The 24057-nt window shown below is 37.9% G+C and carries 23 protein-coding genes; 15 read left to right on the top strand and 8 right to left on the bottom strand.

Going from position 1 to position 24057, the window contains the following annotated elements; translation table 11 throughout:
* Window positions 1–27: 27 nt before the first annotated feature.
* Entirely contained in the window at window positions 28–702 is a 675-nt protein-coding gene (locus tag F948_RS10085; RefSeq protein ID WP_004956126.1) for a class I SAM-dependent methyltransferase, read from the top strand.
* Window positions 703–870: 168 nt separating this feature from the next.
* Entirely contained in the window at window positions 871–1155 is a 285-nt protein-coding gene (locus tag F948_RS10080) for a GNAT family N-acetyltransferase (protein ID WP_004963389.1), read from the top strand.
* Between the two features lie 55 nt (window positions 1156–1210).
* Here F948_RS10080 and F948_RS10075 read toward each other — a convergent pair whose 3' ends face one another.
* Window positions 1211–1633 (bottom strand): hypothetical protein, encoded by a 423-nt coding sequence (locus F948_RS10075; RefSeq protein WP_004963386.1) that lies wholly within the window; start codon window positions 1631–1633, stop codon window positions 1211–1213.
* Between the two features lie 264 nt (window positions 1634–1897).
* On the opposite strand from F948_RS10075, the gene glpK reads away from it, so the two are divergent.
* From glpK to glpD, 3 genes are all read left to right on the top strand, one after another.
* Complete coding sequence (gene glpK, locus F948_RS10070) at window positions 1898–3412, top strand: glycerol kinase GlpK (RefSeq protein WP_004963379.1); 1515 nt, start codon at window positions 1898–1900, stop codon at window positions 3410–3412.
* A gap of 46 nt (window positions 3413–3458) precedes the next feature.
* Window positions 3459–4217 (top strand): DeoR/GlpR family DNA-binding transcription regulator, encoded by a 759-nt coding sequence (locus F948_RS10065; protein WP_004963376.1) that lies wholly within the window; start codon window positions 3459–3461, stop codon window positions 4215–4217.
* Between the two features lie 254 nt (window positions 4218–4471).
* A complete protein-coding gene (gene glpD, locus F948_RS10060) occupies window positions 4472–5992 on the top strand; it encodes a glycerol-3-phosphate dehydrogenase (protein WP_004963374.1) in 1521 nt (506 codons plus the stop codon).
* Between the two features lie 85 nt (window positions 5993–6077).
* On the opposite strand, the gene F948_RS10055 is transcribed toward glpD, so the two are convergent.
* Window positions 6078–7907 carry a phosphoenolpyruvate carboxykinase (GTP) gene (locus tag F948_RS10055; RefSeq protein WP_004963370.1) on the bottom strand — a complete coding sequence of 610 codons (1830 nt, stop codon included), beginning with the start codon at window positions 7905–7907 and terminating at the stop codon, window positions 6078–6080.
* A 395-nt stretch (window positions 7908–8302) separates the two neighbouring features.
* Here F948_RS10055 and F948_RS10050 point away from each other — a divergent pair, with 395 nt between their 5' ends.
* From F948_RS10050 to F948_RS10030, 5 genes are all read left to right on the top strand, one after another.
* Window positions 8303–9241, top strand: a complete 939-nt coding sequence (locus F948_RS10050) for a diacylglycerol/lipid kinase family protein (RefSeq protein ID WP_004963368.1) — start codon at window positions 8303–8305, stop codon at window positions 9239–9241.
* A complete protein-coding gene (locus F948_RS10045; RefSeq protein WP_004963365.1) occupies window positions 9222–9992 on the top strand; it encodes a metallophosphoesterase family protein in 771 nt (256 codons plus the stop codon). Before F948_RS10050 ends, F948_RS10045 begins: the two co-directional genes overlap by 20 nt.
* A gap of 175 nt (window positions 9993–10167) precedes the next feature.
* The gene (locus F948_RS10040) at window positions 10168–10458 is read left to right on the top strand and encodes a co-chaperone GroES (protein ID WP_000065579.1); all 291 of its coding nucleotides are present in this window, start codon (window positions 10168–10170) and stop codon (window positions 10456–10458) included.
* 57 nt (window positions 10459–10515) lie between these two features.
* Entirely contained in the window at window positions 10516–12150 is a 1635-nt protein-coding gene (gene groL, locus F948_RS10035) for a chaperonin GroEL (protein WP_001274625.1), read from the top strand.
* Window positions 12151–12375: 225 nt separating this feature from the next.
* Window positions 12376–13047, top strand: a complete 672-nt coding sequence (locus tag F948_RS10030) for a porin family protein (protein ID WP_228128839.1) — start codon at window positions 12376–12378, stop codon at window positions 13045–13047.
* Window positions 13048–13113: 66 nt separating this feature from the next.
* Here F948_RS10030 and F948_RS10025 read toward each other — a convergent pair whose 3' ends face one another.
* Complete coding sequence (locus F948_RS10025) at window positions 13114–13488, bottom strand: diacylglycerol kinase (RefSeq protein ID WP_004963359.1); 375 nt, start codon at window positions 13486–13488, stop codon at window positions 13114–13116.
* 192 nt (window positions 13489–13680) lie between these two features.
* Between F948_RS10025 and F948_RS10020 the strand changes: the two genes are divergently transcribed.
* Together F948_RS10020 and epmA are read left to right on the top strand one after the other, a co-directional pair.
* Window positions 13681–14748: a 4-phosphoerythronate dehydrogenase gene (locus F948_RS10020; protein ID WP_004963357.1), complete on the top strand. Its 1068-nt coding sequence runs from the start codon at window positions 13681–13683 to the stop codon at window positions 14746–14748.
* On the top strand, window positions 14745–15728 hold the full coding sequence (epmA, locus tag F948_RS10015; RefSeq protein WP_004963354.1) for an EF-P lysine aminoacylase EpmA: 984 nt from the start codon (window positions 14745–14747) through the stop codon (window positions 15726–15728). Before F948_RS10020 ends, epmA begins: the two co-directional genes overlap by 4 nt.
* A gap of 5 nt (window positions 15729–15733) precedes the next feature.
* Here the strand turns inward: epmA and F948_RS10010 are convergent, their stop codons facing one another.
* The 3 genes from F948_RS10010 to F948_RS10000 all read right to left on the bottom strand — a co-directional run bounded on the left by F948_RS10010 (window position 15734) and on the right by F948_RS10000 (window position 18013).
* Entirely contained in the window at window positions 15734–16861 is a 1128-nt protein-coding gene (locus tag F948_RS10010) for a helix-turn-helix transcriptional regulator (protein ID WP_004963353.1), read from the bottom strand.
* A gap of 205 nt (window positions 16862–17066) precedes the next feature.
* Window positions 17067–17231 carry a hypothetical protein gene (locus tag F948_RS16495; RefSeq protein WP_004912673.1) on the bottom strand — a complete coding sequence of 55 codons (165 nt, stop codon included), beginning with the start codon at window positions 17229–17231 and terminating at the stop codon, window positions 17067–17069.
* A gap of 164 nt (window positions 17232–17395) precedes the next feature.
* Window positions 17396–18013, bottom strand: a complete 618-nt coding sequence (locus F948_RS10000) for a rhomboid family intramembrane serine protease (RefSeq protein WP_004963349.1) — start codon at window positions 18011–18013, stop codon at window positions 17396–17398.
* A gap of 153 nt (window positions 18014–18166) precedes the next feature.
* Here F948_RS10000 and nfuA point away from each other — a divergent pair, with 153 nt between their 5' ends.
* Window positions 18167–18805, top strand: coding sequence for a Fe-S biogenesis protein NfuA (gene nfuA / locus F948_RS09995; RefSeq protein WP_004956172.1), 639 nt, complete (start codon window positions 18167–18169; stop codon window positions 18803–18805).
* Window positions 18806–19032: 227 nt separating this feature from the next.
* Complete coding sequence (locus tag F948_RS09990; protein ID WP_004912665.1) at window positions 19033–21042, top strand: ligand-gated channel protein; 2010 nt, start codon at window positions 19033–19035, stop codon at window positions 21040–21042.
* A gap of 27 nt (window positions 21043–21069) precedes the next feature.
* Here F948_RS09990 and F948_RS09985 read toward each other — a convergent pair whose 3' ends face one another.
* Window positions 21070–22083 (bottom strand): hypothetical protein, encoded by a 1014-nt coding sequence (locus F948_RS09985; protein ID WP_004963346.1) that lies wholly within the window; start codon window positions 22081–22083, stop codon window positions 21070–21072.
* A 19-nt stretch (window positions 22084–22102) separates the two neighbouring features.
* Window positions 22103–23119: an alpha/beta fold hydrolase gene (locus F948_RS09980; protein WP_004963343.1), complete on the bottom strand. Its 1017-nt coding sequence runs from the start codon at window positions 23117–23119 to the stop codon at window positions 22103–22105.
* Window positions 23120–23355: 236 nt separating this feature from the next.
* On the opposite strand from F948_RS09980, the gene F948_RS09975 reads away from it, so the two are divergent.
* Window positions 23356–23970, top strand: a complete 615-nt coding sequence (locus tag F948_RS09975; RefSeq protein ID WP_004963341.1) for a carbonic anhydrase — start codon at window positions 23356–23358, stop codon at window positions 23968–23970.
* The last annotated feature ends 87 nt before the right edge of the window (window positions 23971–24057 follow it).

Below are 24057 nucleotides of genomic sequence, written 5' to 3'. Positions count from 1 at the left end.
AGGGGCTTTTTTAAGAATTTAAGAAATATGAGCTGTACATTTCAATTTGCGAAAGCACCTGATCAATTGCTTAAAGCCTTACATGAAGTTATTCCAAACACTGATTTATTGGCTCAGCAGTTACCTGAAACCCCAATTTCATTGTGGCTAATTCCTCCTGTATTTCCAACTGATCGTTTAGATGATGAGGTGATTCGTCGTATTTGGAATGAAACTCCTTATTGGATCTTTTGCTGGGCTTCAGGGTTGGCGATGGCGCAATGGCTACTCGCTGAACCACATCATGTAAAAGATAAGGTGGTATTGGATTTTGGTGCAGGCTCAGGTGTGGTTGCAATAGCAGCAAAAATGGCTGGTGCAAAACGTGTTATTTGCTGTGATATTGACCAAGTAAGCTTGGAGTCATGCCGTGAAAATGCATTACTCAATAATGTAGAACTTGAATATCTAGATGATTTATACAAATCTGAACAGGTCGATGTCTTACTTGCTGCTGATGTACTTTATGATCAGTGTAATCGTTTCTTTTTAGATGAGTTTTTGAAGTTCGCACCTGAAGTATGGGTGGCGGATAGTCGTGTGAAAAATTTTAGCCATCCGCAATATTTGAAAATAGATGAAAGAAGTGCAACGACTTGGCCCGATTTAGATGAAGCCAAAGAATTTCGAAATGTAAGTTTTTATCGTACACATCCTCAATAGGTTCTAAATCAAGATAGGGCACTTTGTTGTGTTCTCTGTTTATCAAATAGCAACAGAGATTATTTTGAGTGGATAATAAAACAAGTCTCAACGATTCAAGTTTTGAAAGTTAATTCATATAAATGCTTTCGTACTTGATCGCAATACAATCAAAATGAGGCTTAAATAGTGAATATTAAACAATCAGATGACACTAAACACGGAACTTTTGAGATTTTTGATGCTGATGTAAAAGCTGGTGAAATGGCTTACACGTGGGCAGGTGATTCAATGTTAATCATTGATCATACAGATGTCGAAGATCAATTTCGTGGACAAGGAATTGGTCGTCAATTGTTGGATGCTTTGGTTGCATTTGCACGTGAACGAGAGATTAAAGTTATTCCTTTGTGTCCTTTCTTTAAATCTGTTTTTGATAAAGATCAGTCAATTCACGATGTGCTAAAAGTATAACGATTGATAAAACGTATCTGAAATTGATTCAGATACGTTTTATGTCTTTTATGAATTAGTTGCAGTGATAGCGAACGACTTTAAGGGTAGAAGGTCGAGCTTCTAAAGCCTGACGAGTCGCATAAGCTTCACTATTGTTCAGATCTGGCGAATTTGTAAGACCAAAAGTAGTACGGCTATTGCCAAGCTTAACACCGTATTGTTCTTGTTGAGTTGGGTTCATGATTTCATTCACACTCAGCACTGAGATTTTATAATTTTTATCAGCACCTAAAACTTGTTTACAAGCATGTTGTAATTTGCGCTCGTCAACATCACGATTGCTATGTGCTGCTAAGGTGTATGCTAGAGTCGCTGATGTTGCTGTTTTATTTTCAATTTGATAGCCAGTCACGCCATTATATTGATGCGGACTAGTTTGACATGCTGCAATGAAAAGACTACCGCTTACAATAACGAATAAATTAGTTTTTTTCATATCAATGGTCCTGTTATTTCTGTTTTTAAGTATCGCATAAAATCAGCTTTAAGTTGTTAGGATTCTTTAAAACCTAAGCTATTCATCGCATATGGGTTCAAAGTTAAAGAAAGAATTTTCGTTTTCGAACAATTTTGCATATAATCTGCCAAGTTTTTTTATTTAATACAGAAGTCATTGCTTTATTGCAGTATCGAAGCCCGTTTTTTAACGGGCATTTAATTTGTTGCTCAAATAAATAAGGCAAGTCTGGATAGGTATGTCATGATCTCTACAGATAGTCAAAAAAAATATGTGGTTGCATTTGACCAAGGTACCACGAGTTCACGTGCGATCGTTTTGGATCACGATGCAAATGTAATCACGATCGCTCAACGTGAGTTTACTCAAATCTACCCACAACCAGGTTGGGTAGAGCATGATCCGATGGAGATCTGGGCAACACAAAGTGCAGTCTGGGTTGAGGCACTTGCACAGGCAAGTATTTCAAGTGATCAAATCGCAGCGATTGGGATCACCAACCAACGCGAAACTACTGTAATTTGGGATAAAAAAACAGGTAAACCTATCTACAATGCGATTGTTTGGCAAAGTCGTCAAAGCAACGAAATTTGTAATCAGCTTCGTCAAGATGGTTGGCAAGACTATATTCGTAAAGTCACAGGGCTTGTAATTGATCCTTATTTTTCTGCAACAAAAATTAAGTGGATCCTAGATCGAGTAGAAGGTAGTCGTGAGCGTGCGGAGCGTGGTGAGCTTCTTTTCGGTACGATTGATACATGGTTGATTTGGAAACTTACCAATGGGCAAGCACATGTAACTGATTATACTAATGCTTCTCGTACTATGCTTTTCAACATTGAAACTTTGGAATGGGATGATAAGTTACTCAAAGCTTTAAATATTCCGAAAGCAATGTTGCCTGAGGTACGTAGTTCTTCGGAAGTGTACGGATATACACATACAATTAGTGGGCAAGAAGTTGGAATTCCAATTGCAGGTATTGCTGGTGATCAGCAAGCAGCATTGTTTGGACAAATGTGCGTAGAAGTTGGACAAGCTAAAAACACTTATGGTACGGGTTGCTTCCTTTTAATGAACACGGGCAAGCGAATTGTTCAGTCTGAACATGGTTTACTTACAACAATTGCATGTGGTGCAAAAGGTGAAGTGAATTATGCATTAGAAGGTGCTGTGTTTAATGGTGGTTCATGTGTGCAATGGTTGCGTGATGAATTAAAAGCGATTAATGACTCACATGATTCTGAATACTACGCAACAAAAGTAAAAGACAGTAATGGGGTCTATGTTGTACCTGCGTTTACAGGTTTAGGTGCGCCATATTGGGACCCTACAGCACGCGGTGCGATTTTGGGTATTACACGCGGTGTGAGTATTGAGCATATTATTCGAGCAACTTTAGAATCGATTGCATATCAAACACGTGATGTTTTAGATGCAATGCAACAAGATTCGGGTGAGAAATTACGCACATTACGCGTTGATGGTGGCGTAACTGCAAACAATTTCTTGATGCAATTCCAAGCTGATATTTTAGGCACTTCAGTTGAACGACCTGCAATGAAAGAAACTACAGGTATGGGCGCTGCGTTTTTAGCTGGTTTAGCGGTCGGGTTTTGGTCTGATTTGAATGAATTAAAGAGTAGAATGACGATTGAGCGTAGTTTTACTCCTGAATGTACCCGCGACGAAACCGAAAAACTCTATAAAGGGTGGTTAAAAGCTGTTGGACGTACTCGTGATTGGGCAGAAGATTAGGGTAAAATAGCCGCCGAAGATATACAACAACACAGGATATATGAGCATGAGCTTGATACTACGCCAACAAAAAACCCTCGAATTAGTGAGAGAACGTGGCTATATAAGTATTGAAGAGCTTGCTCAATATTTTGATGTAACACCTCAAACGATTCGTCGTGATATCAACCAGCTTGCTGATGAAGGTTTGCTGCGTCGCTATCATGGCGGAGCGGCACATGATTCAACGGTGGAAAACACTGAATATACGACTCGTGTTGGCTACATGCTTGAAGAAAAAAGAACGATTGCAGCGGCTGTAGCAGCGGCTGTTCCAGACCATGCATCTTTATTTATTAATATTGGTACAACAACTGAAGCAATCGCTCATGCACTTTTAAATCATACTGGTTTAAAAATCATTACTAATAATCTTAATGTGGCTAAGATTTTGAGTAATAAGGAAGACTTTGAGGTCTTAATTGCGAGTGGTCGTGTTCGTCCTGATGGTGGGGTTATTGGTCAAGCTACGGCTGATTTTTTTAAACAATTTAAAGCTGATTATGCGTTGATTGGTATTAGTGGTATTGAAGAAGATGGAACGCTTCTTGATTTTGATTTTCAAGAAGTGTGTGTTTCTCAAGAAATTTTATCTAGTGCTAGGCAAGTGTTTTTAGCAGCCGACAGTAGTAAATTTGGTCGTAATGCCATGATCCGATTGGGATCACTCAAACAAGTTGATTGTATATTTACAGATCAGCAGCCTAATGAAGAATACATGAAGACAATCCGTGAATTGGATGTTGGTTTGATTGTCGCAAAATAAGTATTCATTTTCGAACATTGCGATGTACTATTTGAGCTAATTGATTTAGCTCAATATTTCTATTATTTAGTCTAAAAACTTTCAAAAAATCTTTTTTGTTTAATACTTCAGCATTTTTCCTGTGATTTATAAATTTACCATTTATCTTTAAATGACTGCTGATTGGCATTTTTATGTCTATTTTTTATTGTTTATTTTCATTTGATGTGTTTTAATTTTCATTATTGAACAATAATGAAAATTTGCGGTGACATATGCAAACTTCTCCTCTGTTAAAAGACAAAATTTATGATATCGCTGTGATTGGTGGTGGTATCAATGGTGTAGGTATCGCTGCAGATGCAGCAGGACGTGGTTTGTCTGTGTTCTTATGCGAAAAAGATGATTTAGCAAGTCATACATCATCTGCAAGTAGCAAGCTCATTCATGGTGGATTGCGCTACCTCGAACATAAAGAATTCCGTCTCGTCCGTGAGGCATTGGCTGAGCGTGAAGTGTTATTGGCTAAAGCGCCGCATATCATTCGTCCAATGCGATTTATCATGCCGCATCGCCCACATTTACGTCCAGCATGGCTGATTCGAACAGGCCTATTTTTTTACGACCATTTAGGTAAACGTGAGAAATTATTGGGATCAAATAATGTCTATTTTAAAGATGATAGCCCACTAAATTCAGCAATTACTCGCGGTTTTGAATATTCTGATTGTGCGGTTGATGATTCACGTCTGGTTGTGTTAAATGCTATGCATGCACGTGAAAAAGGCGCTGATGTTATTACTCGCACACGTTGTTTATCAGCTCAACGTGTAGAGGGTTATTGGGTTGTAGAACTAGAGAATGCACAAGGTTCATTTAAAATTAAAGCTAAAGCTTTAGTTAATGCTGCAGGTCCTTGGGTCGCACAATTCATCAAACAAGATTTAGAGCTCAAATCACCTTATGGCATTCGTTTGATTCAAGGTAGTCATATTGTTGTGCCGAAACTGTATGAAGGTGACAAAGCATTTATTATGCAAAATGATGACCGCCGTATTGTGTTTGCGATTCCGTATTTAGATCAATATACAATGATTGGTACGACTGATCGTGAATATCAGGGTGATCCATCAAAAGTACAAATTACGCAAGCAGAAACAGATTATTTGCTTGAAGTGAGTAATGCACATTTCAAAAAACAGCTTACTCAAGCTGATATTATTTGGACATTTTCTGGGGTTAGACCATTATGTGATGATGAGTCCGATAATCCTTCAGCCATTACACGAGACTATACCTTAGCTTTATCTCAAGAAACTCATGATCAGGCACCATTACTTTCTGTTTTTGGTGGAAAGTTAACGACTTATCGGAAATTGGCTGAGTCGGCTATGCAGCAGTTAAAAGCATTCTTCCCTGAAATGAAGGGGAGTTGGACTGCAACTGAGGCTTTACCTGGTGGCGAAAATATGGCATCTGCTGAACAATTAGTGAATGAGATTCGTGCACAAATTACAGATGTTTCTGAGAGCTTAGCAAAACGTTGGGCGACTTCTTATGGTTCGCGTATTTGGAATATCTTGGGCGAGGCTGTTTCAATTGATCAGCTTGGACTGAGTTTTGGACATGGATTATTTGCTAAAGAAGTGGATTACTTATGTCGATTTGAATGGGTAACAACTAGCGAAGATATTCTTTGGAGACGTTCTAAATTAGGATTGGTTTTTTCGCAAAATGAAATTGATCGCTTAGATGCCTATTTATCAAATAAGCCGAATCATATTGTAGCCGCTTAAATAGACTAATATAAAAAAGATCGCTGAAGCGATCTTTTTTATTATCCCTTGATCCCTCTTTATTAAAGGGAGGGAGCTAAGGTAATTAAGCAGATTTAACAGCTGCTAATAATTCATTTTGACGATCTTTAAGTGCTTGTGGTAAACGATCACCAAGTTTAGTAAATAACTCAGTGTGGCTTTCAAGCTCTTTGATCCATTGGTCTTTGTCTTGTGCTGTAACAGTTTCGAATTGCTCTTTAGAGAAGTCGATACCTGTCCAGTTCAATTGTTCATAAGTTGGAACGTAACCAATAGGAGTTTCAGTTGCTTCAGCACGACCTTCACAACGATCAATGATCCACTCAAGAACACGCATGTTTTGACCGAAACCAGGCCATACGAAGTTGCCTTCAGCATCACGACGGAACCAGTTTACGTTGAAGATTTTTGGTAATTTATTACCTGCAGCTTCTGCTTTAGCACCCACTTCTTGACCAAGTTGTAACCAGTGACCGAAGTAATCAGCCATGTTATAACCTGCGAAAGGAAGCATCGCAAATGGATCACGACGAACAATACCTTGTTGACCAACAGCAGCAGCAGTTGTTTCTGAGCCCATAGTTGCAGCTTTATACACGCCATCAACCCAGTCAAATGCTTCAGAAACTAAAGGTACTGTGTCTGCGCGACGACCGCCGAAAATGAATGCAGAGATCGGTACACCTGCTGGATTTTCCCAGTCAGCGTCGATAGAAGGGCATTGACCTGCTGAAACTGTGAAACGTGCATTTGGATGTGCCGCTTTTTCACCAGCAACGTGTGGCTGACCTTTCCAGTTGGTAAGGTTTGATGGAACTTCTTTAGAAAGACCTTCCCACCAAACTTCACCGTCTTCAGTAACTGCAACGTTTGTATAGATTACATCTTTAGTTAATGTCGCCATACAGTTCGGGTTGGTTTTGGTGTTTGTACCAGGTGCAACACCGAAGAAACCAGCTTCTGGGTTGATTGCATATAAACGACCATCTTCACCTGGTTTAATCCAAGCAATATCGTCACCTACAGTCTCAATCTTCCAACCTTCATAACCCGCTGGTGGAATTAACATTGCAAAGTTAGTTTTACCACAAGCAGAAGGGAATGCCGCTGCGATGTAGTGTTTTTCACCTTGTGGGTTTGTTACGCCCAAAATAAGCATGTGCTCAGCTAACCAGCCTTGTTCACGACCCATTGCAGATGCAATACGTAAAGCTAAACATTTTTTACCAAGTAAAGCGTTACCACCATAACCAGAACCGTAAGACCAGATTTCACGAGTTTCTGGGTAATGCACGATATATTTTTCATTGTTACAAGGCCAAGCAACATCTTTTTGACCTTCTTTAAGTGGAGCAGCTACTGTGTGTACACATGGGATGAATTCACCATCTGTACCTAACACGTCATAAACTGCTTTACCCATACGCGCCATTTTAGTCATGCTAACAGCAACGTAAGGTGAATCTGTTAATTCGATACCGATATGTGCAATGTGGCTACCTAATGGACCCATAGAGAAAGGAACCACATACATGGTGCGGCCTTCCATTGAGCCATCAAATAAACCATTTAACTTTTCGCGCATTTCTGCAGGAGCAACCCAGTTATTCGTTGCACCAGCATCTTCTTGGTTTTGAGAGCAGATATAAGTGCGATCTTCAACACGAGCAACGTCAGAAGGGTCAGAATTTGCAAGGTAAGAACCAGGATGTTTTTCTTGGTTAAGTTTTTGCATGGTGCCGTTAGCGATCATCAAGTCGATCAGACGTTGATATTCTTCTTCGCTTCCGTCACACCATTCGATTTTTGCTGGTTTGGTTAATTTTGCAATTTCTTCCACCCATGCAATAAGCTTAGGGTGACGAACGAATTCTGGTGCGTTCACTTGGGTCATGGTGATGCCTTTTTAAAGTGTGTACGACGTACAGTTCTATTCATTGGGTGACAATGAAAATAGATGAAGTAAAAAAAGTGGCTGTATTAAAGCACAAAATCGTAAAAAAAATAAGACTATCGGATCATATTCCCGATTAGTGAAAGAATGTATATTTTTTCATAAGTTATTGTTTTTGATGTTTTTGGTTATGGTTTTTGTTCGCATGTGATTTTTTTATGTGTGTTATTTTTATTATAAATACTTATTAAAAACAATAGTTTATGATTTTTAACTTTTCTTGAGAATTATTATTGATAAATTGAATAATCATCATCCGAATTTTACATAAACTAGCTTTTAATTGTTGTTTTTATAAACAAATATATTGGATATCGTCGTCAAGGCTGCAGTATATGAATCAAGAGTTACAGCCCTTATCTATTATTTATAATCAAAAGTCTGGATTTCATGCAGCTCAACAAGATGAAGTCTACGAGCGTTTGATGACATTTTGGACTCGATATGGTTTTGAGATTCAGGTATTTGAGCTAAATGCGAGAAATGATTTTGATGCGATGATGGAAACAGTATTACTAAGACATCAGCAATCAGAAAAAACTGGTGTTATTGTGGCTGCTGGGGGAGATGGTACTCTGAATGCTGTTGCAAAAAAATTAATGCACACTGATATTCCTATGGGAATTATTCCTTTAGGAACATTTAATTATGTTGCTCGTGTTTTAGAAATTCCAATTGATATTTTTAAAGCTGCCGAGGTGATTGCGACAGGTACTTATCGAGAAGTGCATATTGCAACTTTAAATGATCAGATCTATTTAAATAATGCAAGTTTAGGTTTATACCCATTGTTTATAAAAAAAAGAGAAACATTCAATCGACTTTTTGGTCGCTTCCCCTTACATGCTTATACATCCGCTTTAGATGTTTTATTGCGTGAGCATCAATCTTTGAAATTATCGATTAGTATTGATGAAAAAAAATATCCAGTTAAAACACCTTTGATTTTTTTTGGAAATAATCAATTGCAGCTCTGTGATATGAAATTAAGAATTGCAGAATGTGCTGCAAATGGAAAACTGGCTGGTGTTTTGGTGGCTAAAAATGATCGATTGAGTTTATTAAGAATGTTATTTCAGTTTGTTCAAGGAAAAATTGATCAAGCATCTGATGTTTATTCATTTTGCGCAGAACATATTCAGGTTGAATCTAAAAAGAAAAAATTAACGGTTGCACTCGATGGTGAAATTGTCGAGTTGGAAACTCCTTTAAATTTCGCAGTAAAAAAATCAGCATTAAAAGTGATGGTTCCCCATGTTATTACACCTGTCTGACTTACATTTTGGAACTGAGCGTGAAGTTTGTATTCAGGCAATTCGTGATTTTTGTGAATTACACCGCCCAGAAGCTGTGATTGTCAGTGGAGATTTGACGCAAAGAGCGAGATTGAAACAGTTTTTTGATTGTCGACAATTTCTCGATTCCTTAGATTTGCCTTATTTGGTTGTTCCAGGTAACCATGATATTCCCTTGTTTCACGTATGGAATCGCTTTTTTTCACCATTTGTTCGTTATCAGGCATTTTTTGGTCGATTAGAAACGACACTAGAAACATCGAATTTCTATATTGTTGGGGTGAATAGCATACGTCGCCGCTATCATACACGCGGTCATGTATCACTAGAACAAATACATGAAGTAGCTGAAAAGCTAAGAAATGCTCCGAATAATAAAACCAAGCTCGTTGTTTTTCATCAACCTTTTTATACATTTCCTCATGATCATGGGGATAAAGATTGTCCTGTACTGGCGAAGATAGCGCTTGAACAATGGGGTAAGACAGGACTTTGGGGACTGTTACATGGACATTTGCATAAAGTCGCTATCCATGATTTGAATCAGGTGTTTAATTTGGGATTTGATCATTCAATTTATGACATTCATGCTGGAACAGCTATTTCTAATCGATTGCGTTTTGGCTTGTCTAACAGTTTTAATATAATTTCAGCAAATGGCAAAATCGAACATTATTGGTTTGATGAAAATGAAAAAAATTTTTTAAAATCAAATAGTGTCGATTTATGAGTCAATCATTTTTTTGTTGGATTAAAAAATCATCAAAAAAGTATAAATTTTTTTATTTTTACCCTTGAAGCCTTTTTTTTTAACCCCACAAATGTGGCATATCAAATTTTTTGTTCATTGCTACTGATTAGCAATGCAAATTAATCAAAAAAGACTAAGTCTGATGGAGTTAACTATGAGCAACATTCGTCCGTTACATGATCGTGTTGTGATTCGTCGCGTAGAAGAAGAAACCAAGACTGCTGGTGGTATTTTACTTCCAGGTTCTGCTGCTGAAAAACCTTCTCAAGGTGAAGTGATCGCAGTAGGTAATGGTCAAATCACTGACAATGGTGTGCGTGCTTTGGATGTTAAAGTTGGAGACAAAGTATTATTCGGTACTTATGCAGGTACAACTGTAAAAGTAAACGGTGAAGAACTCTTGATTATGAAAGAGTCAGATATCTTAGCTGTGCTTGAAGGCTAATCGACACATAACTCACATTTATTATCAGATAAAGTATTTAAAGATTCGGAGTTTAACATGTCAGCTAAAGACGTAAAATTTGGTGATTCAGCTCGCTCAAAAATGATTGCAGGTGTAAACGTACTTGCAGATGCGGTTAAAGTCACTTTAGGTCCTAAAGGTCGTAACGTTGTAATCGATCGTTCTTTCGGTGCACCTCACATCACTAAAGATGGTGTAACTGTTGCTAAAGAAATTTCTTTAAAAGACAAGTTTGAAAACATGGGTGCTCAACTTGTTCGTGAAGTTTCTTCAAAAACAAATGACATCGCGGGTGATGGTACAACGACTGCAACTGTACTTGCTCAAGCAATTTTAAATGAAGGTATCAAATCAGTAACTGCTGGTATGAACCCAATGGATTTAAAACGCGGTATCGACATTGCAGTAAAAACTGTAGTTGAAAATATCCGTTCTATTGCTAAACCAGCTGATGATTTCAAAGCAATTGAACAAGTAGGTTCAATCTCTGCTAACTCTGATACTACTGTTGGTAAACTTATTGCTCAAGCAATGGAAAAAGTAGGTAAAGAAGGCGTAATCACTGTAGAAGAAGGCTCTGGCTTCGAAGATGCATTAGACGTTGTAGAAGGTATGCAGTTTGACCGTGGTTATATCTCTCCGTACTTTGCAAACAAACAAGATACTTTAACTGCTGAACTTGAAAATCCGTTCATCCTTCTTGTTGATAAAAAAATCAGCAACATTCGTGAATTGATTTCTGTTTTAGAAGCAGTTGCTAAAACTGGTAAACCACTTCTTATCATCGCTGAAGATGTTGAAGGTGAAGCGCTTGCAACTCTTGTTGTAAACAACATGCGCGGTATCATCAAAGTATGTGCTGTTAAAGCTCCTGGTTTCGGTGACCGTCGTAAAGCAATGCTTCAAGACATCGCGATCTTGACTGGCGCAACAGTTATTTCTGAAGAAGTTGGTATGTCTTTAGAACAAGCAACTCTTCAAGATTTAGGTACAGCGCACAAAATCACTGTTTCTAAAGAAAACACAGTTATTGTTGACGGTGCTGGTGATGCTGCTGCTATCGCTGAGCGTGTTCAACAAATCCGTGCTCAAATCGAAGAATCTACTTCAGAATATGACCGTGAAAAATTACAAGAACGTGTTGCTAAGTTAGCAGGCGGTGTTGCTGTAATTAAAATCGGTGCAGCAACTGAAGTTGAAATGAAAGAGAAGAAAGACCGCGTAGACGACGCACTTCACGCAACTCGTGCAGCAGTTGAAGAAGGTGTTGTTGCTGGTGGTGGTGTTGCTCTTGTTCGCGCTGTAAATGCTCTTGAAGGCTTAAAAGGCGCTAACGAAGATCAAACAGCTGGTATCAACATTTTACGCCGTGCGATCGAAGCTCCACTTCGTCAAATCGTTGCGAATGCTGGTGATGAGCCATCTGTAGTTATCAACGCTGTTAAGAATGGTGAAGGTAACTTTGGTTACAACGCTGCAACTGGCGAATATGGTGATATGTTAGAAATGGGTATCCTTGACCCAGCTAAAGTAACTCGTTCTGCACTTGAGCACGCTGCTTCTGTTGCTGGCTTAATGTTAACTACAGAATGTATGATTACTGACATTCCTGAAGACAAACCAGCTGTTCCAGATATGGGCGGTATGGGTGGTATGGGCGGAATGATGTAATCACATTGTCGCTCATATTTAAAAAAATCCCTGCCTTGGCAGGGATTTTTTACGTTTGAAGTATAGAAAAATCACAATCAAAACGTTATTGATGATCTGACTTAAATAAATAACTTGATAAGTAAATTTTAAATAATTAAACGGTTTTAGGAGTAGAAAATGGTTCGGTTATCATTATTAATTCTTGGGTGTATGGCTTTAAGCTCGTAAGCCTACGCGGATACGATAAAAGATTCATTCCAAGGTGAGACTAAGGTTTTTTTGAATATTTATGGTTTTGCGGCGGACATAAATGGAATAATAGGTTATCAAGGGATTAACTATCAGTTAGATCAACCTGTTAAAGATACCCTAGAGGCGCTTGATCAAGCTTTGATGGGACATCTGGAAGTAACCAAAGGGAAGTGGGGGATTTATACTGATATTCAATATGTAAAGACTGAAGAAGAAAAGCAAGTTTATAATTACCCAATTGCATTATCGACCACTGTAAACTTAAGTAATGCAGGAATTTATTATCGTGCATTTGAACAATTTTCTGATGGTACAGGCTGGATCATTGAACCCACTTTAGGTGTGAATTATACAGATCTAGAGGGAACCTTAGATGCTTTGGGCAAAGGTGTTGCTGTTGAAAAACACTGGTTTGAATATTTTGGTGGGGCGCGGATACGTTACAACTCTACTTCTCCGTGGAATTTAGCAGCGCAATACACTCACGGTACCGAACAAACACAAATCGCTCAGGCTTATTTGGGATACCGTAAAGCTGTATTTTCAACCCCAGTAAATTTTAGAGTGGGTTATCGATACGTATCACAAGACTATTCTGATGGTAACTTTAAATGGGATACCGTACAAAAAGGTCCTGTCGTTGGTCTAGGATTCGGATTTTAATTTAGAATCAAATGACTATGAGTATTGAAAAAAATAAGAAATGCAAAAGCATTTCTTATTTACAAATCACTTTAACAGGATAATCATCCATGTTGAAAAAATGATTCCAAGAGATACAAATTGAGCAGCACTGCCCATATCTTTGGCATTTTTTGAGAGCTGATGTATCTCCAACGATATGCGATCAACCACAGCTTCAATTGCAGAATTAAATAACTCTACAATAATAGCAAGTAAGCAAACAGCGACCATCAATGCTTGTTCAAGGGCAGAAAAATGAACAAAAAAGCTAGTTGGAATTAAAACAAGATTGAGTAATAAAATTTGTCTAAAAGCGGCTTCATAGCTGAATGCGGCTTTAAAACCAGCGAGAGAATAACCCGTTGCATTCAAAATACGCTTGATACCATTTTTGCCTTTGTAGGGAGAGTAAGGCGTCATAACAGAACTTTAAAAGATAAAATATGTCGCCATTATAAAAGTAAAACTGCTTCTGAGGATTGGCAATAAGTCGCATGATCTCTGCAAAGTTGTAATGTTTCTCGCCATTTTATTGGAAACGTTGAGATTTAATTTGTCAATTTGACTGATGCTAAGGATAATAAGCCTAGATCAACAGATGGAATATCCTGCATGAAAATTATCGCAGATGAAAATTTGGCTTTTACCGATTATTTCTTTGCGGAGTTTGCAGAAATACAACATCGAGCGGGGCGAACATTGACTCATGCAGATGTTCAAAATGCTGATGCTTTATTGGTTAGATCGGTTACTAAAGTTAATCATGCCCTAATTGACCAGACTACAATTCAGTTTGTCGGTAGTGCAACGATTGGAACAGATCATCTCGATATTCAAGCGCTAGAACAACAAAACATCACGTGGACGAATGCAGCGGGTTGTAATGCTCAAGCGGTCGCAGAATATGTTATCACTGCGTTGCTGCACCTAGACATCGAATTATTAGAAAGAAATCATGAATTTACATTAGCGATTGTTGGCTTAGGTAATGTTGGTCGTCGACTTGCAAAAATGGCCCAATTATTAGGTTGGACAGTGATTGGCTATGATCCTCTTGTACAGCTAGATGGTATTGAAAATGTATCGTTTGATGCGTTACTAGCACGTGCTGATGCCATATCCATTCATGTACCGTTAACGTCAACTGGTGATCATCCAACACAACATTTATTTAATGAAGCAACGTTTGCTCAAATGAAAGAATCCGCGATACTGATTAATAGCGCGCGTGGTCCAGTGATTCAAGAAGCAGCTTTAATGACAGATATCCAAAGGAATAATCGAAAAGTTATATTAGATGTATTTGAGTTTGAACCTGAAATTTCGCAACAGTTACTAGATATGTTGGCTTTAGCAACACCGCATATTGCGGGTTATAGTCTTGAAGGTAAGGCCCGTGGTACACAGATGATTTATGAGGCATTTTGTCATAAATTTGATTATCCAATATCTAAACAGTTCGAAACCCAATTACCGCATGTTGAGCAATTCTTTGAACAACAAGACTTGAAAGAAGTACTCAAGCAGCATCTTAGCCAAATTTATAATATTGCTGAAGATGATAAAAAATTAAGGGCTTGTGTCATGGATGGAAAAGTTGAACAAAAAGCGTTTGATTTGCTCCGAAAGAATTATCCATTACGCCGTGAATGGGCAGCACACGGTGGACCAAAAGCATGAGCCAGACTAAGAAATCTTATCAACCGACTTGTTCGCTTGAGGCAATAAAAGCCCGTGCAGAGATGTACAATAAAATTCGTCAGTTTTTTGCTGAACGAAATGTTTTAGAAGTTGAAACCCCAGTTTTGTCTCAAGCAGGGGTCACAGATGTGCATTTGGCGTCAGTACAAGTACAGCGTCATATTCATGGAAAATTAAATACTCAATATTTACAGACTTCGCCTGAGTTCCCGATGAAGCGATTGTTGGCGAGTGGTAGTGGCCCAATCTTTCAAATTTGTAAAGTCTTTCGTGATGATGAGCATGGACGTAAACACAATAGCGAATTCACCATGTTGGAATGGTATCGACCTGCTATGGATTTGAAAGCCTTAATGCATGAGACAGCGGATCTATTGGAAACCTGTTTAGCACATCGTTTTGGTGAAATTCGTCCTATTATTTTGAGCTATAAGCATGCTTTTCAAGATCGTTTAGAGATCAACCCATTACAAGCCAGCTTAAAACAACTTAAGGACACCGCACATCGTGTCGGTCTGAATCTTGATTTGGGTGATGATCGTTTGGCTTACATGGACTTATTATTTTCTCATTTTGTAGAGCCAAGTTTGGGCTTTGACAAACCTGTATTTTTGACAGATTTTCCACCTGAGATGGCATCATTAGCAAAAGTAAAACAAGATGAAGATGGGGAATGGGTTGCAGCTCGTTTTGAGGTCTATATTGAAGGCTTAGAGCTTGCTAATGCCTATGACGAACTTCTGGATGCAGAAATATTAGCAGCACGATTTGAAGCCGATAATCAAGAACGTGCTTTACAAGGTTTACCTGTGATACCTACTGATCAATATCTATTATCTGCTTTACCTCATATGCCTGAATGCTCGGGTATTGCATTGGGTATTGATCGTTTACTTATGGTTGTAATGAATAAGATGAAAATTGATCAAGTGATCGCTTTTCCTGCTGAAATTGCCTAGAGCTGTTATAGAAATTGCATTAATAATTGGATCAACTCACTTTGACGGTGAGTTTGGGTCTTTTTAAAGATGGACTGTAAATGCTTTTTGACAGTATCTGATTGAATATCTTGTGACATAGCAATTTCTTTGACCGTTTTTCCATCTAGGAGTTGTTCACAGATTCTGTGTTCTACAGGTGTAAACATAAATAGTTTTGCGCAAATTTCTTTCTGATATTTGGGTCTATGTTTTAAGCCTGAGAATGTTACTAACAAAACTGGTCGCAAACCAAAAATCTTATGCGCTTTTTCAGGAGAGAGTAAATCTAGGCTCAGGAAAAGTTGGTGATCCAACATCATAATTTTTGTTCGCTCGGCATAACTTAGATCTGGATTATTTTTATAATTTCGCTCCAATTCGATTAGATTTTGGTCGAAAATAGTTTGATTCTCACCAGTAAAAACAAAGCGTCGCTGTTTTATTTGAATTTGAGGATTTATTTCAAATAATTGTTGTGCCTCCGCATTAAGTTCTAAAATATCACCGTTAAAATTAATGATCGCAATAGCTTGCTTCATCTTTTGAATAAGTTGGGAGCCTAAAAGGGTCATTGTGGAATATTCAAAATGATGTCGATATTGCTGAATTTTTTGCTGCAAGATCGGCAAAATTTCATAAACAGGCTTCAACTCAGAACAGCTTAAGGCACCACGATCATAACTGGTTAGAAATGAAAGAATGACACATACCTTATGATCAAAAATAACTTGGATGGCAGAACAGAATCTTAGATCAAGTGGTTTTAATACTTGTTGATAAACTTGTGTTTGGGTGATCTCATCTTCTTGGAAATGCTCTTTGCAATGCATCCAACCATTCATCGGTGCAGATAACATTTTTTTTAAACGAGGATCATCGTCAATTTCAAGACGAATTTGCTTGAGTGCTGCTTGTTCAAGTTGATGCGAGTCAAGGTTGACACCGTGATGAATACTAAATGAAAGTGCTTGAACTTCGAGATCAACTGCTAAAAGTTGAGATGCTTGGACATCAAAATGATGATTGAGATGCTCTAAAAAAATAACCCAGTCATCCGCATTCTGAACTTGATTCAGGATTTCTTTAACTGCACAACGTTGAATTATATCCATTGAAGAAATCCCATCAAAATGAAGAGAATAGATTTCCTTATATTTTATATGGCATTTTAATAAATGAAATCGCTAGAAGTAAAAAAGTGTGAAGTTTTAGGCAATTATTCGATGAAATGTGTCTTTGAATTAGTAATGATTTTCATTTGATTGCAGGAGGAGGAAATTGTCTAAACCCAACAAGTGAGTTTAGACAAAATTAAACTTAGCAGCGACCTTTTTTAGCCTGTCCAGGAGGACAGAAATCTCCATGGCCACCACCATAGGTACGATCTGGATCAACAACGACACTACCATGAGGTGTATGTACAGCACACGCTGATAAACCTAAACAGAACAATGCGCTTAGGCACAATAATGCTTTCTTCATAACTTCATCCCAAAGTTTTGTTTATTCATTTTAGACTTTAATGTGCAATTCATTTTTCTACTAGATGAATGACGCATTTTTTTATTCAATTTCTGTATCATGGCAGCAATAGTCAATAATCCCTTTTGTAATTTACAAAAGGGATTGAGTGTAAATATTTTAGTTTAGAAGGGGAGTTTTGTGAGTTGGCTGAGAAAATGTGGCAGAACTTTAGGTTCGAGGATAAGGGTAACAATGACACCGTATGCTGCTCCCCATAAGTGAGCACTATGGTTGATATTGGTATTTCCACGTTTACCAGACCAAATACTGTAAGCCACATATAAAATAGCGAAAATAATCGCAGGAACAGGAATAAAGAATACGAAAATTAAATTCCACGGTTGAAATAAAATATATGCAAATAAAACGGCTGAGACTGCTCCAGAAGCACCCAGACTCGCCCAACGGACATCATTCTTATGTTTTAAATAACTTGGCAAGATAGCAAAAATTAATCCACCCAAATAAAACAGTACAAAGCCCATATCGTAGAAGAATTCACGATAAAAGCTTTCAATAATATTACCGAAGAAAAATAGGGTAATCATGTTGAACAGTAAATGTGTTCCATCTGCATGTACAAAGCCATGGGTAATAAAACGGTCAAATTGCCCGCGTTGCATCGCAGGTGGCCAAAAAATCAAACGATTCATCACGGTTTGATTGCTAAATGCTAATAAAGAAATCGCAACGGTAATAATGATCAGAGTCACAGTGTGACCAAAGGGTAGATGTAGCATAAATGAATTAAATTGATCAGTGTCTAAGCAATAATGCCATTAAAAAGTTAATAAACAATCATCTTGCATATAATTCCTACAAAAATGGTTGATTTTTTTTTATTACCCTCCATCTTCGGTTAATATAACGACATCAGCTTGAGGATTATTGTTATGTCGACTGAGAACACCAACACTGCTGTCGCAGAAGAAATTCCAAACCTTTTGATTACTCCCTCTGCACAAGAGTATTTACGTGATCTATTAGCAAAACAAAATACTCCAGGAATTGGCGTTCGAGTTTTTGTAGAGCATCCAGGAACACCACGTGCTGAGTGTTGTATGGCTTATAGCGCGCCTGAAGAAGTGGTACCAACGGACTATAAACAGGATTATCCAGACTTTCCTGCATATGTAGATGCACCATCGATTCCTTATTTAGTTGATGCAGTCATTGATTACAATAAAGATCGTTTTGGTGGTCAGCTGACTTTCCGTGCACCTAACTCGAAAGTTCCACGTGTAGGGCCTGATGCATCAATCGAAGAGCGTATTACTTATGTATTACAATCTGAAATTAATCCAGGTTTAGAAGGTCATGGCGGTAATTGTAGCCTTGTGGAAGTACAAAATGATCCAGAACATGGTTTAACAGCCGTATTGAAGTTTGGCGGTGGTTGCCAAGGTTGTTCAGCGATTGATGTGACTTTGAAACAAGGTGTTGAAACCACTTTAAAACAGCATGTTCCAGAATTACAGCGTGTTGTAGATCAAACAGATCATACTCAATCAGAAGGTGCATATTTCAAGTAATTTGAAGGATTGCATTTATGAATAAAAAAGAGCCTATATGAGGCTCTTTTTTAATTTTTGAACCTTTATTTTGTTTTTAATATTGTTTCATAACAATAAAATCATGTGTACTAATGAATATATAAATAATAATAATTATCATTTGTATTGAGTTTTACTTGTTTTTTGTTGGAATTCACATAAATTTTTAAGCAAATCTTAAGATTTGTGTCGTTTAGGTGAAAACTATGTCGAATAAAATAACCCATAAATCTTTACTCACGCTTTCAGTGATGAGCGGAATGCTTTCCATTGCATTTGCAGCAGAAACTAAAACACAAGAGCTTAATCAATTAGAGACTATCGTGGTGATAGCGAGTGGTTTTGAACAAGACATAAAGAAAGCAGCAGCCTCGATCTCAGTACTTTCACAAGAAGAAATTAATAAAAAAGCTTATCGTGATGTCACAGATGCACTGAAAGATATTCCAGGTGTTGTAGTGACGGGGGGAGGCAGTTCTAGTGATATTAGTATACGGGGTATGGGAAGTGCCTATACCGTGATTATGGTCGATGGTAAAAAAGTAAATACCCGCTCTGTGAGACCAAATAGTGATAATTCTGGGATTGAGCAAGGTTGGTTACCCAATATTGGCGCGATTGAACGAATTGAGGTAATTCGTGGTCCAATGTCTGGTTTATATGGCTCGGATGCGATGGGCGGTGTAATTAATATTATTACTAAAAAAAATACAGCTGAATGGACAGGTTCTATTAAGCTAGATACAACACTACAAGAAAATTCAAAATCAGGTCATCTTTATCAAACCAATGCATATATCGCTGGTCCTTTAATTGCAAATCTGTTGTCGTTCAAAGCAAATGGCTTATATTCTCAGCGAGATGAAGACGAGATTTATGGAGGTTACAAGGAGCAGAAAATTCGGGCGGGTGGTGCAGCCTTGAGTCTGACTCCGAATGATCAGCATACGATTGATTTGGACTATCAGCGTTCAATTCAAAATCGTAATGGAACGGTTGGAAAAAGTATCTCTCCTGTGCAAACAGATCGAAATCCTCCAGTAGATTCACTTACAGATTATTATCGAACAGAGTACAGCTTAACTCATCGAGGTCAGCTTGGTCCTGTTGAAACACATTCATATATTCAGCGTGAAGAAAATGAAAATCCATCACGCAATATGGAAGCCATCAATACTACTTTTAATACGATTAACAAGATTAACTTTGATCGTCATAGTTTGAGTTTTGGTGGAATGTACTTAAAAGAAGAATTAGATGATCAAGGCAATCAACTCAGTGTGGGAGGGGCAAAACCTGTCTCAAGTTTAGATCGTTATAGTTGGGCGCTGTTTGCTGAAAATGCATGGAATGTTATAGATGATTTCACTCTGACTACATCATTACGTTTAGATGAAGATGAGAAGTTTGGTGATCATTGGAGTCCAAAAATCTATGGCGTTTGGGGTTTAAATGATCATTGGGTGATTAAAGGAGGCGTGTCTACAGGATATAAAACGCCTGCACTTCGTGCGACGGTAGCAGAGTGGGGGCAAGCAACAGGTGGTGGTCAAAGTAAGGGCGTAATTGTTGGTAATCCAGACCTAAAACCTGAAAAAAGTGTTAACTATGAGGTGTCTTTCAACTGGGATAATTTAGATCATATCACGGCTGGACTTACTATTTTTAATAGTGATTTCAAAGATAAAATTACAGAAGTTAGAACCTGTCAGGGTGAAAATGTTGGCGCCTTAGAGTGTGATTGGTTAGGTGAAAAATTCGACTTTGTCAGCTTACGTGAGAACGTGGATAAAGCCAATATGCGGGGTGCTGAACTGACGTTTGGTTGGCAGGCGTTGCCTAATGTGAATGTATCAGCGAATTACACCTTTACAGATACAGAACAAAAGAGTGGTATCAATAAAGGTAAGCCTTTAAATGAAATGCCTAAGCATATGTTCAATACAACAGCGGATTGGGAAGTATCGGATCAGTTTTCTAGTTGGGCAAGATTAAATTATCGCAGTAAAACATCTGACTATTTAAGTCGAACAGCGATGGCGAAAGGTAAACCTGCCTATACCATGCTAGATGTTGGTGTCAATTATAAACCTACGCAAAATGTCGCAATTGCCGCAGGGGTATATAATTTGCTAGATAAGGAAATAGATACAGAAACTTATAGTTATGTGTTGGATGGTCGACGTTATAATTTAGGACTTACGTATAGTTTCTAACTTTAAATGATAAAAAAAACAAGGCGCTTAGGCGCCTTGTTCATGATTGAGGATGTTCATTACTTGGTCAGAATAATAAAACTTCTCTAAATGAATACGTGCGCGTTGTCTTAGATAACCAGTGTCAATCAAACGCTTTAACACTGGTGTTAATAAAAGACTTAATTCATTTTTAATCAAACTCTCATTAATATTGAGATCTCGAAGGAGTTGATCAAACGTACGCTCCTGATTGCGTGCATACCATGCGTAAACACCATCATGTACTTGTTGTTTCATATAGGGTGTCTGACGAAGATGATCCCAGATCTCATGTCCCATACCAACAGTTTGCGTTAGATCTTGAACTTCAACATAGTTTTTTAACACGGAAACGGGCATAACTTTAATTTTGTGCCAAATATTAGCTTGGAAATGATATAGCTTTTCATCATTAAAATGCTGATTGAGTACGCGCTCACTCATTTGGCTAATTTTAAGAATATTCTTCTGTAAATAATGGCCGACTGTGTCATTTAGATTAGAGTCCGTAACAGTCTCTAATACAGATTTCCCCATTTTCATGAAATGACCAACGCCTGGGACACGTTTAGACATCACTGAATTATCCAAATAATCTTGAATAGAGTGTTGAATAAGTTGAGTAATCAGAGCAGAAAATGCAGGATTGTTAACAATCGTTTTAATTAAGCGTTGGCGATGTCCACTTTTACTTGCAACGTATTGAGCAATCGTATCGATCGTTAAAACAGGAATAATTTTTTCAATGGTTGTTTCATCATTTAAAGGATGAATAAGTGCAAATCGAATGTGCTCGGCAATTTGTTCAACTACAAATGAACTAACAGGTGTATTTAAGATCTGTTTTTCAATTAAGGTATAAATTTGTTCAAAAGACCAAATATGTTGTAGTTGTTGTAAACGTATCCAATGATAGAACTGCGAGAACTCTTGTTGAATTGTTTCTGATTGCGAAAACTGTTGATCTAAAAAGTCCAGTTGAGCATCAATCAGTTGTTCTATCATTGGGTGTTTAAGCATAAAGACTCTAAATAAATGATTAAGGAGTAGGAGCAGTCACCGACTTTTGGGCTTGGGTTTTACTCAAGAACGGTAGATATTGTTGAACGACGAGCTGATCTGCTTCTAAGATCGGCATATGACCGACATTATCCAAGATGACAGGTGCTTGAGCGTTTTTCAAAAGTGATTTTAACTCAGGTGCGACTTCAACATTGATAATTTTATCTTGCTTGCCCCATAAAATCAGTGTTGGTGCATCAATTGATTTAGCAAGTAAGGCAAATGAGTCTGGTGTAAACAATTTATTGAGTGCAATGATTTGGTCAACCATTTTCTGAGTTTGTTCTATTTGTCCAATCATCATCTTTTCTTGTGCTTGGGCAATTTCTTTAGGAATAAACGGCGGGTTATGCATTGCTTGCTGCATTAAGAAATTAAAGTCGCCTTTTTTACTGACGATCATACTTCTGATTTGATTTGGGTCTTTCAAGTAAGGTGTATTTCCAGCTTTGTAGACACCAGCCGCATCAACTAAAAATAAACTCTTGGTTTCAAATGGATATTGACCCGCATAAAGCATCGCAATAGAGCCACCTAGAGAGTGTCCTGCAATATGAGCAGGTCCTGTTAAGTTTGCAGCCTCAATAAAACGGCGTAATTTTTCTGTGACATTAGGTACAGAATAATCAAATTCTTTCGGAACTTGGGTTTCTCCACTAGCAGGTAAATCTGGAATGATCACATGATAGTTGCCTGTTAATGCATTCGCGACACGATTCCAGTTATCACGACTACCAGCCAAGCCATGAATAAGTACAACAATCGGTTTACCGACTTGACCACCTTCACTATAAGACCATGTAATATCACCAACTTTAAGCGTTTTACTTTGTAACCCAGCCCAAGCACGTTCCTGTTGTAATACATTTTGGAAACTCATTTCGATTTCAGCGGCTTGAGTCATCGTTGTTGTCATGGTTGCAGCCAGACCGCAACTGAAAGCGATTGCCGTCAGTGTTTTTCGGATTGGTATGGAAAAGCTTCTATTCATCATGATTTTTCTGTCCTTGATTTATTTTTAAACCTTTTGATTATTGTTGAAGTTTCAAACATAGTCATTTGCATATTCAACAGATGTCTGTAAATTATTGCCAATGAAATGATTATTTTTTCCTTATTTTTCTTGATAAATCGATCACCAAATGTTTGAGAGTTTTTATTTTTGTCAGTGACAATCTATCGTCCTCACATTAAACTATTTTTTCATGTCAATCATAGATGGATTTAAGCATGCTCACCGCTAATGAAGCTCTAGAACGTTTAAAAGCTGGTAATGCTCGTTTTGTGAAAGGGGAAGCCGCCCTACAGAAGCAACTCACTCACCAAGAACGTGCTGAAATGGCAAGTGAACAAAACCCTTTTGCTATTGTTTTAGGATGTTCCGATTCTCGAGTGCCAGCGGAGATGGTTTTTGATCAAGGCTTAGGTGATTTATTCGTTATTCGTGTAGCAGGAAATATTGTTGCACCTTCTCAAGTAGGTAGCGTTGAATTTGCTGCTGAACGTTATGATTGTGCTGTTGTTGTGGTATTAGGTCATAGTCACTGTGGCGCAATTCAAGCAACGATCGATACTTTAAAGCATCCTGATCAAGCACCTTCTTCGAACTTAATGTCGATCGTAAACCGTGTACGCCCATCTGTTGAAATCTTAATGCAAACAGAATTGAAAGATGATTTGAAAAAGTTATCGGCACATGCTGTACGCTCTAATGTATTTGCTTCAGTAAATCAGTTGCGTCATGGTTCCGCTGTACTTGAAAGCTTAATCGAGAAAGGCAAAATGATCGTGGTAGGAGCTGAATACTCACTTGAGACAGGTGAAGTGACTTTTTTTGATTTCTAAATAAAGTTATAGATTGTCAAATTATAAAAGGTGCCTACAAGGCACTGCTGTCCCACAAATATCACAAGAAGAACCTCAATTGAGGTT

This window comes from Acinetobacter junii CIP 64.5, from assembly GCF_000368765.1.
GTDB classification, from domain to species: Bacteria; Pseudomonadota; Gammaproteobacteria; order Pseudomonadales; family Moraxellaceae; genus Acinetobacter; species Acinetobacter junii.
This window is presented reverse-complemented; position numbering and strand designations above follow the sequence as displayed.